This is a genomic window from Moraxella nasicaprae (assembly GCF_025643275.1).
Classification (GTDB): Bacteria; Pseudomonadota; Gammaproteobacteria; order Pseudomonadales; family Moraxellaceae; genus Moraxella; species Moraxella nasicaprae.
This window is the reverse complement of sequence record NZ_CP089977.1, coordinates 886,442-898,954: the sequence shown is the minus strand read 5'-3', so window position 1 is coordinate 898,954 and position 12,513 is coordinate 886,442. Positions and strand designations below refer to the sequence as shown.

The following is a 12,513-nucleotide window of genomic DNA, read 5'->3' as shown; positions in this document are numbered from 1 at the left end:
TTAAAAAAAGACATCAAAAGAGAGTATCAAGTCGTGCAATCAATCAAATCATGCCTGATGGTGCTGGTTGGGTTAGGCAGTATGCCAGCATTGGCAGGCGAGTCTGTCAGCACACAGCAAACTTGGCTGGACAAAGGTCATCGCCACACCAAAAATTGGCTGTCTAGTACGGTCAATCACATGGATAATTGGTTTGGCGATTCTAACAAAGAAGCACGCATCAAGTTGCGAGTGATGTTAGATAGCACTTGGAATGAGTATGATGGTACGACCATCAAGCCTCGTGTGCGTGCCAAAGTGCGTTTGCCAAGCCTAGAAGACCGTCTAAGCGTGGTGTTTGGTGATGAAAATCTGGATAATGAAATGGGCGGTGGTATCTATAATGATGACCGAGTAGCCATACCCAATACAGATGATAGGGCTTTTGACCGTCGCCGTACCAAAGATGAAAACTCCTCATTGGCACTGCGTTGGTCGAAGTTTCGCAAAAATGCAGGGCTAGATGTGGATTTGGGCGTGCGTTCTGATGATGTGTTCGTCCGTCTAAAAGCCGAAAAATCTTGGCAATTACCGCACAATATTGACAGCCGTTTTGAGCAGATGTATCGCTATGGCAGCCAAAGCGAGCATATGCTACTATCCACGCTAGAATTTAGCCAGCCACAGTCTGATACTCGCACGCTCATCAATCGTTCACATTTGCATTATACCAATCATGATGGCGAAAATCTAAATTGGAGCAACAGTTTGTACCAGCAGCACGATTGGGCGGCCTCACTTGGCACTCGCAGTTTTAGCTATGGTCTGTACACAGGTGGCGAGATTGTTGATAAAAAATCCGACCTGAATGTCTGGGGGCCTTATCTTAGCTATCGTCAGCCTGTATGGCGTGATTGGTTGTTTGTGCAGGGCGATGCCAGTTATTATAATAATAAAAGCCAAGACAAAGACCATCATATCGCCTTATTTTCTCGTGTGGAGGCAGTATTTTAGTTTTTTACATCATGGATAGACTGACAAGCAGTTTGGTCTAGCTGCTTGTCAGTTTGCGTCAGATTTTGAGTAATTGACAAATGATGGCATGATGGTCTTCAAACATTTGCCCAGCGTCCAACTCATGCAAAGGCAGCCAAAATGCACGACAAGCATCATCTGCCCCAGTCACGACTGGCAAAGTATTTCTTGCTGGTAATTCAAAATGATACGCCATCGTGACGGTTCGCCCTCTGGCACTGCGAGTAGGGTCATCAAACAGTTGGGCGGATTTTAGATGGTGCGTGGCTTCTTCTAGGCTTAGGTTCAAACCTGTTTCTTCGCCAAGCTCACGCACCGCCGCCGCCAAAAAAGTCTCGTTATTATCCACAAAACCACCAGGCAAGGCATACAGTCCTTTGCCATAGTCACCGCCTCGCTCAATCAATAAAATATGCCCAGATTGTACCACCACAGCATCTGCGGTGATGAAACTGGGCGGATAAGGGCTGTCTTTGTAGCTGTCTTGATACGCTTTGATGTGGCGATATTCTTGTTTTAGTTTTTGATAGTCAGGTGTCTGATAAAACTTGTGCAAAAAGGCTTGGCTGCTGTCGGTCAGTTTATCAAAGGCGTGCTGATAAGCGATGGGGTCATCGCCAAAATAGGCGTGTCGCAAGGGCGTGGCGGACAATGCTTGATAATTATCCACCAAAAAACTGTCGTACTGTGGAAATAATGATAAATAATACGAACTGGCGTCTTTATGATGCCCAATGATGCCAATGCGAGCATCGGTAGGGACAACACTATGTATGGCGTGTTGAATGTCTTGTAGCCAGCGATGGTCATTATACAGCGTATCATTGACACCAACGCAGATGATTCTGGCTTGTTCTTCTGGCGAAAAACTGCCCAAAATCATCTGTTTGCGTTCATCAAGCGTGAAAGGATTTTTGATGGTGCGTGGTGTATTTGCCGAGCCGATGAGCATGACGACCGATTTGGCGTGTGCAAGGGCGGTCTTGACCACAAAATGATGCCCTTGATGAAAAGGCTGAAAACGACCGATGAACACCAGATGGTCGAATGATTGATTCATTTATTATCCTTATTTGGTGTGATAAAATTGAAAAATTACCAAAAATCGTTCTTGATAAATCAAAGCTATGTTACCATATAAGCAATCGTGTTGCACCTGTTGGGACATTGACCATTATTTGATAATAAAGAGTATCTTATGAGTGAATTAACCAGTAATATCAAAATCACCGAATCTGCCCAAGATTATCTTGCTGAATTGCTTGCCAAGCAGGAAGTCGAGGGCATTGGGGTGCGTATTTTTGTGGAATATCCTGGTACACCTCGTGCCGAATGTTGCATGAGTTATTGCCAACCTGACGAAGTGGACGAGGACGATTTGCAAATCGCTTATGCCAAATTCACTGCCCACATTGACACGCCAAGCATTCCTTATCTGCACGATGCGGTGATTGATTATAACAAAGACCGTTTTGGCGGACAGCTGACTTTCCGAGCTCCTAACTCAAAAGTACCCCAAGTGGGCGAAAATGCCAGCATTGAAGAACGCATCAACTATGTACTACAAGCAGAGATTAACCCAAGCCTTGCCAGCCATGGCGGTTCGGTGGAGCTGATTGAAGTCATTGAAGATGAGGCAGGCTTGACAGCGGTGCTTAAATTTGGCGGTGGTTGTCAGGGTTGTTCAGCGGTCGATGTGACTTTGCGTCAAGGCGTGGAAGTTCAGCTAAAACAGCAAATTCCAGAGCTGACCCAAGTGGTCGATGATACCGACCACAGCATCTCGGATAATGCGTATTATCGATGATAATAAAAAACCGCCAATGATGATGGCGGTTTTTTTTTGGTTGATATTATAGGCTGTTCTTGATGGCTTGGTAATCAGTAGAGGTCAAGCGTGAGCCAAACTGACTCACGATGCGTGCAGCGACAGTTGCTGCCAATTTACCGCAGTCGGTCAATGAATAATCTTGGGATAGACCATACAAAAATGCCCCTGCATAGTTATCGCCAGCCCCATTGGTGTCAATGACGCTTTGAACAGGGACGATATCGACTTGATATTCTTCGATGCCGTTATTGCCACGCACTGCAATGGTGGTTGGCTTATCTGAGTTGGTGATGACCACAAGTTCGCTATATTTGATGAGTGCGTTGATGGGGTCAGCATTGCCGTCAGCTTGGGCAAATAGGGTGGCTTCCTCGTGATTACAAAAGATGGCATCAACGCCTTTGGCGAGCATCTTTTCTAAGCCATCTTTGGCAAATTTGACCACCGCAGGGTCAGCAAAACTGACCGCAATTTTTGCCCCAGCTTGGCGAGCGGTTTGGTGTAGTTTGTCTAAGGCATCGCTGACCGATGGTGACATCGCAAGATATCCTTCAAGATATAGCCATTTTGCCCCTGTTAGGACATCAAACTTGACATTGCTCTCATCAATGCAGCTACTAGCACCCAGATGGGTCTGCATGGTGCGTTCGCCATCAGGCGTGACCAATACAGCACAGCTGCCCGTCTGACCCTCTGCACTGATGGCGAATGCTGGGTCTGTTTGCACGCCACAGTTGGCTAAGTCCGCCAGATAAAATTTGCCAAGCTCATCATCGCCCACTCGGCAATGATAAAATGCTTGTCCGCCCAAGCAACCAAATGCCACCATGCTATTGGCAGCTGAGCCACCGCCTGACTGTTTGGCAAGGGTAACCCCTTGTTTTTGCAAACCGTCAAACAGTGCTTGCTGAGCGGTTTCGTCAGCCAATGTCATATTGCCATAGGTCAAACCGACTTGCTGTAATTCATCTTGGCTTAGGCTAAATTCGCTGTCCACCAACGCATTGCCAATGGCAACCACATCAAATGTCATCTTCAAATACTCTTTTTTTGGGTTAATAGTTAATCGCAAGATAATTGAACCACCAGCAAATCAGCCGTGACATCGGGCAAAATACTATCCGCCGTCGCTCCTGCCAGCCAAGCAGACAGCCCTGTGCGTTTGTGGCGACCGATGACCACAAGGTCGATGCCGTGAGTATTGCAATAATCCACGATACCCTTGCGACCTGAGATGGCGGTTTTGATTTTGACATGATTTGGGTGTAATTGATTGCGAGCCATGATTTGAGCCAATCTGCCACGAGCATTTTGGCAGCGTTCGCTATCCACTTCTTCTTGTAAGGCACTGGCAGGAATCAGCTCATAACCAAACCCAACCATCGTCTCTTCGACAATATGCAAGACAGACAATTCGGCATTGGGCTGTGCGTCCAAAATCCATTTGGCTTTGGCGGCGACCAAGTCAGTATCGTCCTGTAAATCAGTAACCAATAATATGTGCTGATACATGGCATTCTCCTTTGTCAAGTGGGCAAACCTCTTGTTTAGTATAACAAAAATTTTGCCAAGATTGACCAAAAATTTATCATTTTTGGGCGGTAATTGACATCAAGGACGATTGATTGATGAAAAGATGTGGATTTGCCATTGATTTTAGATAGATTGACAATATAATAACAAAACTTCATCTGACTTTTTGGACAATTATAATGACAACTGACATTCACCCAAGTTTTGAACTGCTAAGCACCCAAGCCATTGAGGCATTGGGCATCACAGTCCTGACCTCTCGCCACCGTGCCACAGGAGCGATGCACTATCATTTGGCGTGTGATAATCCTGAAAATGCCTTGATGATTGGCTTTGCCACACAGCCGATGACTTCTCGTGGCGAGGCACACATTTTGGAGCATGTGGTGCTGTGCGGCAGCGAAAAATATCCTGTGCGAGACCCGTTTTTTAGCATGATTAAACGCTCGCTAAATACTTTTATGAATGCGATGACGGCGGCGGATTGGACGGTGTATCCTTTTGCCAGCCAAAACAAAAAAGACTTTTTTAATCTGCTGTCTGTCTATACAGATGCGGTGTTTTTTCCAAACATTCACGAGCTTGATTTTGCCCAAGAAGGCGTGCGAGTTGAGCTTGATGACTTAGGCAAGCCACACTATCATGGCATCGTCTTTAATGAAATGAAAGGGGCGATGAGTGGCGAGATTGACCAGTTGTATTATGCCTTAACACCGCACATTTTCCCAACGACCACCTACCATTATAATTCTGGTGGTGACCCTGCACACATTCCTAATCTGACCCATCAAGACTTGGTCAAGTTTCATCAGACGCATTATCACCCAAGCAATGCCATCATCATGAGTTTTGGCGACATTGCGGTGAAGGAGATTCAAGCCAAGCTGCATGATGATGCCTTGGTGCGATTTGATGACCAAGAAAAAATCAGTCGTGGCAAAAAATTTGCTTCGGTATTAGAAAGCCCATTGTCCGCTCCGATTGCGGTCACTGATGCTTATAGCAGTGATGAAGTGGGCGAAAAAATGACCCATCAGGTGTTGGGCTGGCTTTTGCCCACCATAACCGACCCAAAACTTCGCCTGTCGCTACGGTTGATGGAAGGGGTTTTGGTCGAGCATAGCGGTTCGCCACTTCGTGCGTACCTAGAAAGCCATCAGCTTGGCACTTCGCCCAGTCCTCTACTTGGTTTGGACGATAGCCATTATCAAATGGTGTTTTATGCAGGATTGCGAGGCTCAGAACCACAGCACGCTGATGCTGTCGAACAGGGGATTTTGGATTTATTGACACAAGTGGCAAGCAATCCTATCGACCCTGAGGTCATCGAGACGGTACTGCATCAGATTGAGCTTGACCAACGCCATATTGGTGGGGATAGTATGCCTTATGGCTTAACTTTGATGTTGGAGGCATTTAGCACCGCCATTCATGGGGGAGACCCGATGGATATTTGGCAGATTGATGAACATCTGGCTTGGCTAAAAGAGCAGGCTCGTCAGCCAAATTGGGTGCAGCAGCTCATCAAACAATACCTATTGGACAATCCTCATCGTGTGCGTCTAACCTTAGTGCCAGATGATAAAAAAGCCCAACGACTCATCGATGCTGAGCAGGAGGCATTACGCCAGTTAGACAGCACGCTTAGTGATGATGACCGCAACCAAATCAGACAACACACTGCCAACCTGCAAGCTCGCCAAGCGATGATTGATGATGTCAATCTATTGCCCAAAGTTGGGCTTGATGATGTGCCTAGCGAAGTGGCGTTCATTGATAAGATTGCAGACACGCTACAAGTTGGCGATGAGACCTATGATGAGACCTATCATGTACATCTGTATCATGCTGGTACTAATGGACTGTATTATTATCAAGTGCTCACACCTTTGCAAGGGCAAATGGCAGATAAAGTGATGAGTGACCCGCTATTGCCTTTATACCTACATCTGGTGGCAGAGGTTGGCACCAGTCGGTATGATGCACGCACTTTTCAGGCGGTGCAGGCGGCGTGTTCATCGGGGATTACCGCTCGCATTAGCCAGCGAACAGACTTGCATGATGCTGATAAGATGAGCAGTTATTTTGTGGTGGCAACCCGTTCACTTGGCAGTAAATTTGATGCCATTGAGCTACTGCATCACACCATCAATGCGTCAGTATTTACCGAAACTGACCGCATTCGTGAACTGCTACAACAAAAACAAAGCAGTTGGCAATCTCGTCTGTCAGGGGCAGGACACGCTTATGCCATGCAAACAGCCTCTGCCAATCTTAGTCGTCTTGCCAAGCTAGAATACGCTTATTCTGGATTGCCAGCCTTATCTTGCCTAAAATCATTTTTGGCAAGTGCTGATGAGCAAAGCTGGCAGGCATTATCCACCAGATTGTTAGCACTGCATCAGACTTTGGCGGCATTGCCCAAAGAGTTGATTTTGGTGTGTGAGCCGTCTGCCAGCGATGAGCTGCTTAGCCAAATCCAAAGCCAGCTTACCTTCATCAAGTCTGCACAAGCACCATCACAACCTCCTTTGGTGTTTGATGAGCTTGGTCATCTTGATGGTCAGCAGACGGACATTGCATGGTTGATTTCTACCAATGTACATCATAATGCCGCAGCTTATGCCGCCACCACTTCTGGGCATGAGGATACGCCTGCCTTAATGGTATTAGCACCGTTTTTACGCAATGGCTATCTGCACAGTGCCATTCGTGAAAAGGGTGGTGCGTATGGCGGAGGAGCAAGTTTTGATAGCAATGCCGCAGCGTTTAAGTTTTTTAGCTATCGAGACCCGCACTGTGCCAAGACTTTTGAGCATTTTTTGGCAAGTATTGATTGGTTGCTTGACAATCAGCATGATGAAGAACAACTGCATGAGGCAATTTTGGGCATCATTGCTGGCATGGATAAGCCAGGTTCGCCAGCAGGCGAGGCGGTCAAATCGTGTTTTGCTCAGCTGCATGATAGGGATAAGGCATGGCAACAACAGCTGCGTGCTAAGATTTTGGCGGTCAGTATCGATGATTTAAAGCGTGTTGCCAAAAAATACCTCAAAAATCAGCCATGCACCAGAGCCACACTTGCTCCGATGGAACAAGAATCAACGGTCAAAGAGCTTGGGTTTGATGTCAAAAAATTAGCCTAACCAATAAACCGCCATGATGTTGGCGGTTTTTTATTAGACTTCCCATAAGACGCTAAATGCAAGGAAAACTGTTTGTGCTAAACTTAGAAGACCTAGCTTTTTGCCACTTGCAGGCAGGCTTAGGGCGAATGGCAACTCCTATCTTTGCCAATGTCAATCCAACATGGCAAGATGATGTGATTGATGTTAGCCTGTTTTAACATCAATGATTGACGGTCAGAGCAGATTTACCAGCGAGTACCGATACTTTGGGCACACGCATGACCGCTTGCCCATGCCCACGCAAAATTATATCCGCCCAGCCAACCTGTCACATCAAGCACCTCGCCAATGAAGTACAGATTGGGTTTTAGGCGGCTTTCCATGGTTTTACCTGACACATCTTTGGTATCCACACCGCCACGAGTCACCTCTGCCACTCGATAGCCTTCGGTACCGCTTGGCTTGATTTGCCAAGTATTGAGCGTATTGCCAAGCTGGATAAGTTTATCATCTTTGATGTTGGCGATTTCTATGTCTTTGATTGTTGCCCAAAAATGCGATTCCAAAGCAATCAAAAGTTTTTTGGCAAAAAATGGTGCAAGCAAGGTGCGAATCAACGCCTTAGGCTGTGTGCGTTTTTTGTCCAACAAATGACGAGCGATGTCCAATGATGGCAATAGATTGATAAAAATAGGTTCACCTAATTGCCAGTAGTTTGACAACTGCAAGATGGCAGGCCCAGATAAGCCACGATGTGTCAATAGCATTGGCAACTCAAAGCTGATTTTGTCATTAAAGGCGATGACATCAAGACTGATGCCTGACAATGATTTTATCATGTCGCCTGTTTGGTCGGTGAAGGTCAATGGTACTAATGATGCACAAGTCGGCACAATCTGGTGTCCAAACTGTGTGGCAACCTGATAGCCAAAACCACTGGCTCCCATGGTCGGAATGGATAGCCCACCTGTAGCGATGACCAAATGCTGTGCGATGATGGTTTTGGGATTGTTGTGCTGGCTGACATAAACACAAAAACCCTCGTCCATGGCATCAATGCGATGGACTTGGGTGTTTAGCTCGATTTGCACACCTGCCTGCTGACATTCATCAAGCAGCATGTTTAAAATATCTTTTGAGCTGCCATCACAAAACAGCTGACCGTGTCCCTTGTGATGATAACTAATGCGATGTTTGTCGATGAGCATCATAAAATCATCATAGCCATAACCAGACAAAGCGGATTTGACAAAATGAGGATTTTGGCTGATGAAATGGCGTGGCTGTATGTCTTGATTGATGAAGTTGCAGCGACCACCGCCTGACATGAGGATTTTTTTGCCTGCTTTATTGGCGTGATCGATGACCAATACCGATTTGCCAAATGCTGCTGTCTCAAAGGCACAAAATAGCCCAGATGCTCCTGCCCCGATGATGAGTGCGTCTGTATGAATGCTGGTCATCGCTTTACCCAAAATACCAAGATTTAAAAGTCAATCATGGTAGCATTTTTTTGCATTTTGAACAATTTAAAAAGATAAAACCGTGCTGTCGTGATGGTAAAGATTGGCTGGATTGGTCGATTTTTTTGTATCAAAGTCATCATTGCTTGCTATTGTCTTTGAAAATTGTGACAAAATTGGGTATCATAAGCCAATCTTAACGCTTTTTTGATTGCTATTATGCCAACACAATCACGGCAAACCGTGCCAACCACAATTTTTAATCTACCTAATAACCTGACCATCGCACGCATTGTGATGATTCCTTTGTTTGTGCTGATTGCTTATTATCCGCCAGCATTGGGCATTGGTGTGTCTGCCATACCTGATAATGCCATCGCACGGCTTGGCATGATGGAATACAGCAATAGCATGCTGAGGCATTTTTTGCTGACTTTTGTGTTTGTGCTTGCTGCATTGACTGATTGGCTAGATGGATTTTTGGCAAGAAAGATGGGCATCACTTCGGCATTTGGTCGGTTTTTGGACCCTGTGGCGGATAAATTGATGGTGGCAGCGGCACTTGTCGTGCTGGTGCAGTGGCACGCCAATATCGTGATGGCAACTTGTGCCATCGTCATCATCAGCAGAGAGATTGCTGTGTCGGCATTGCGTGAGTGGATGGCAGAGCTTGGGGCGAGAACCAGCGTGGCGGTGTCCTATGTTGGCAAGCTAAAAACAGCGTTTCAGATGATTGCCATCACGGTGTTACTACTAAACTGGCAATCATTACAGATGATTGGCTATGTGCTGATGGTTATTGCAGTGATTTTGACGCTATGGTCAATGCTCATTTATCTTAAAGCCGCTTGGCCATATCTAAAACGCCATTGATGATAAAAAACCAACTTCTAATCAAGTTGGTTTTTATTGGATTTATTGAGCGTTTCGTTGCCATTCGTATAATCCGATGATGGCGTTAATTTGATAAATACAACTTTGAATGGCAAAGATGACATTGCCTGTCATCAGATTGACAATCAACCAAACGGCATTGACTAAAATCCACAACCACCAATTAAAAGAATAACGCAAAATCATCGTAATCTGGGCGGTAATGGATAGCACAAATGCCACCACATTAATCCAAAAAAAGTCAATCTTGCCCAAAAAGCTACTACCATCTTTTTGAATGATGCCAAATCCTTGTGCCGTCAAAAACTCATTGAGAGCAGGAAATGCCGCCAAGCCCACCACCAAAAATAATATGGTGATGAGCCATACTTGTTTGGTGGCGGATTTTGGAATCATCTGCCCATCGCCATCGGTGTTTTTTGACCAATAGCGTAAGGCGTAGGCGTGGGTAAAAAAATTAAATAGCGGTGCAAGCATCAGCCCCACTGCTCCTGAGGTGCCTTGTACGATGACTTCGCCAGCCGTCGCCGCCATGCCAAAACCATTGCCCAGCCTGTTTTTGCGAAAGGATAAACCGACCACGCACAGCAGACCAAGCATCGACACCATCAGATAAAATAAGTCCAGCGGTGTCTGCTCGGTGGTCAAAGCAAACCCTACCAAAAGAGCAATACTGCCCAGCACAAACCAAGTGGCTATCCATAGATTTGCCCACTCGTCAATCAGTTTGTCCAAAAAAGTAATTCGTATCATCGCTGTATTATCTAAAAATGCCTGTCCTTGATTGTATGATTGGTGCATGATAAGACTAAACATAACGATGAGTGGTTGGTATAAAAAACCGCTCATTCTTATTTTGCACGCCAATCATCAAAGATGAGTGTGTCCAATTTTGCCAGTTGGCTAAAAAGAGCGTATCTTATCAATAATCGCCACCGCTTGCAAATACCTGTCGTGATAATCTGGGCTGTCAATCCGATGTACAGGGATTTGGTGTTGGTCATACAGATGAAGCAGCGTTTGGGCAAATGCAGAACGATGATTGCCACCCAATCGTCTCATGCCATCTGCCACCCATGCGACATTATTCTCCAAATAGATGGTGTGATTGATGCGATGAGGGTCGTTACTATTTGGGTGATATTGACGAATAAAAGTATCTAATAGAGGGTGTGTTTTTTGTTCATAGGTCTGGCAAAATGCCTGTGTGGTAACAAAATCGGTGTCAATCAGCACCACAGGGCAGCAGGTGTGATGGCAAGCATTTTCAATGGCTTGGGCGTGATTGATGGCAATGGTGGGGTAGTCGCTGTACTGCAATCCTGCCTCCGTGCCACCCAGATGGCTGTGCGTGTAGAGTCTGCCCATTTCTAGGGCGATGGCTGAGCCGTAGTGGTTGGCAAGTTTGTGCAACAAGGTGGTTTTGCCAGAGCTTTCACCACCCACGATGGCGATTTTTGTGGCATAAAAATAACGGCACGCCAACGCCAGCTCATCAAAGCCTGCTGGCGGATAGTCAGGCATGGTCAGCACGCTTGCTTCATCAATGCCGATGGCGTGAAGCATCTCTGGTGTGGTTGATGTCGTCAGCCCTAATTGGTGTAGCGTCCATATTGATACAAAACCAAACGTTTGGCACGATACTTGCAGCCAGCGAGCCATTGTTTGTTGGGTTGGGCTTGATACATCGTCATCGCCTGCGATGACCACGATGTGCAGGGTTTGATATTGAGCGACCAGCTCATTGATGTATCGAAGATGGCGATGGGTCAATGGCACAGGCTTGATGGTCAAAAGAGCGGTGCGGTGCAAAATGGACATGGGTAAGTGTTCGTAAAGTTGGGTAAAATTATGTAAAATCAATCAAGCATTGCTTGAAAATTTATCAAATCAATCATATCTAAGCATTATATCCAAGTCAATGACAAAAAGCCAACGGCTAAGCATTGCAATCATCATGGAAAAAGGAGACTGTTTAGATGGCAAAACTAATCAAACTGCATCGTTCAACCAATCATCGTATGCTGGCAGGCGTGTTTGGCGGCTTGGCAGAATACATCGGCTGGTCACCTGCATTATTGCGTTGGATATTCGTGCTGTCCATTCCTTTGACTGCGTCGGTGTCGTTCTTTGGGGGTGTGTTATTTTATTTGATTGCATGGCTTGTGATGCCAGAAGCCACCCCTGATTCTTATCAATATTAAACAAAAAAACCAACACCCAATGAGCGTGTTGGTTTTTGTTTGGTTCATACCTTAATCATGTCTGTCCAATCGCCTGATTCTCAATGCACTCATACGATGACCGAACAGTCGAAAAATAATCAAAATACACATCAAAGCCACAGAGATGGCGATGAATACTGATTCGGGCACGCCTGAAAAATCAACCGTCCGCCAAAGTAGCTTCAAGGCGACGATGATGATAGAAAAATAAATCAAGGTCGTCCAGTTGCCCCAAGCGGATTGACAATTTTTGCAACTAAATACTGCATAATCGCCAATCTTAAAGTAATAATCACAGTCGTCTTGGCAACGGGTGCAGGTGTGCTTGGGTGTGGTTGAGTCAGTCATGATGTCCTCCTTGTCATATCGCACCGTTATTCCATTACACTAAATATTATCTAAATATTTTTTGTCAGTCAATGGAT

The 12,513-nt window shown here is 45.7% G+C and carries 13 protein-coding genes; 6 read left to right on the top strand and 7 right to left on the bottom strand.

The window, feature by feature from the left end; all coding sequences use genetic code 11:
• Positions 1 to 33 precede the first annotated feature (33 nt).
• Complete coding sequence (locus LU297_RS04260; RefSeq protein WP_263077177.1) at positions 34 to 993, top strand: hypothetical protein; 960 nt, start codon at positions 34 to 36, stop codon at positions 991 to 993.
• A gap of 58 nt (positions 994 to 1,051) precedes the next feature.
• Here the strand turns inward: LU297_RS04260 and LU297_RS04255 are convergent, their stop codons facing one another.
• On the bottom strand, positions 1,052 to 2,074 hold the full coding sequence (locus tag LU297_RS04255) for a bifunctional nicotinamide-nucleotide adenylyltransferase/Nudix hydroxylase (RefSeq protein WP_263077176.1): 1,023 nt from the start codon (positions 2,072 to 2,074) through the stop codon (positions 1,052 to 1,054).
• A gap of 138 nt (positions 2,075 to 2,212) precedes the next feature.
• On the opposite strand from LU297_RS04255, the gene nfuA reads away from it, so the two are divergent.
• A complete protein-coding gene (gene nfuA, locus LU297_RS04250) occupies positions 2,213 to 2,821 on the top strand; it encodes a Fe-S biogenesis protein NfuA (protein WP_263077175.1) in 609 nt (202 codons plus the stop codon).
• Positions 2,822 to 2,867: 46 nt separating this feature from the next.
• On the opposite strand, the gene LU297_RS04245 is transcribed toward nfuA, so the two are convergent.
• A complete protein-coding gene (locus LU297_RS04245) occupies positions 2,868 to 3,878 on the bottom strand; it encodes an adenosine kinase (protein WP_263077174.1) in 1,011 nt (336 codons plus the stop codon).
• A 29-nt stretch (positions 3,879 to 3,907) separates the two neighbouring features.
• Positions 3,908 to 4,357, bottom strand: coding sequence for a universal stress protein (locus LU297_RS04240; RefSeq protein WP_263077173.1), 450 nt, complete (start codon positions 4,355 to 4,357; stop codon positions 3,908 to 3,910).
• Positions 4,358 to 4,557: 200 nt separating this feature from the next.
• On the opposite strand from LU297_RS04240, the gene LU297_RS04235 reads away from it, so the two are divergent.
• Positions 4,558 to 7,524, top strand: a complete 2,967-nt coding sequence (locus LU297_RS04235) for an insulinase family protein (RefSeq protein ID WP_263077172.1) — start codon at positions 4,558 to 4,560, stop codon at positions 7,522 to 7,524.
• A gap of 74 nt (positions 7,525 to 7,598) precedes the next feature.
• Entirely contained in the window at positions 7,599 to 7,724 is a 126-nt protein-coding gene (locus LU297_RS04230) for a hypothetical protein (protein WP_263077171.1), read from the top strand.
• Between the two features lie 27 nt (positions 7,725 to 7,751).
• Here LU297_RS04230 and LU297_RS04225 read toward each other — a convergent pair whose 3' ends face one another.
• On the bottom strand, positions 7,752 to 8,969 hold the full coding sequence (locus tag LU297_RS04225; RefSeq protein WP_263077170.1) for a BaiN/RdsA family NAD(P)/FAD-dependent oxidoreductase: 1,218 nt from the start codon (positions 8,967 to 8,969) through the stop codon (positions 7,752 to 7,754).
• Positions 8,970 to 9,188: 219 nt separating this feature from the next.
• Here LU297_RS04225 and pgsA point away from each other — a divergent pair, with 219 nt between their 5' ends.
• Positions 9,189 to 9,842: a CDP-diacylglycerol--glycerol-3-phosphate 3-phosphatidyltransferase gene (gene pgsA, locus LU297_RS04220; protein ID WP_263077169.1), complete on the top strand. Its 654-nt coding sequence runs from the start codon at positions 9,189 to 9,191 to the stop codon at positions 9,840 to 9,842.
• 42 nt (positions 9,843 to 9,884) lie between these two features.
• Here pgsA and pnuC read toward each other — a convergent pair whose 3' ends face one another.
• Both pnuC and nadR read right to left on the bottom strand, forming a co-directional pair.
• Positions 9,885 to 10,613 carry a nicotinamide riboside transporter PnuC gene (gene pnuC, locus LU297_RS04215; protein WP_432806280.1) on the bottom strand — a complete coding sequence of 243 codons (729 nt, stop codon included), beginning with the start codon at positions 10,611 to 10,613 and terminating at the stop codon, positions 9,885 to 9,887.
• A gap of 153 nt (positions 10,614 to 10,766) precedes the next feature.
• Positions 10,767 to 11,684, bottom strand: a complete 918-nt coding sequence (gene nadR / locus LU297_RS04210) for a multifunctional transcriptional regulator/nicotinamide-nucleotide adenylyltransferase/ribosylnicotinamide kinase NadR (protein ID WP_263077168.1) — start codon at positions 11,682 to 11,684, stop codon at positions 10,767 to 10,769.
• A gap of 158 nt (positions 11,685 to 11,842) precedes the next feature.
• On the opposite strand from nadR, the gene LU297_RS04205 reads away from it, so the two are divergent.
• Positions 11,843 to 12,067, top strand: coding sequence for a PspC domain-containing protein (locus LU297_RS04205; RefSeq protein ID WP_263077167.1), 225 nt, complete (start codon positions 11,843 to 11,845; stop codon positions 12,065 to 12,067).
• 51 nt (positions 12,068 to 12,118) lie between these two features.
• Here the strand turns inward: LU297_RS04205 and LU297_RS04200 are convergent, their stop codons facing one another.
• Positions 12,119 to 12,436 carry a hypothetical protein gene (locus LU297_RS04200; RefSeq protein WP_263077166.1) on the bottom strand — a complete coding sequence of 106 codons (318 nt, stop codon included), beginning with the start codon at positions 12,434 to 12,436 and terminating at the stop codon, positions 12,119 to 12,121.
• Between the last annotated feature and the right edge of the window lie 77 nt (positions 12,437 to 12,513).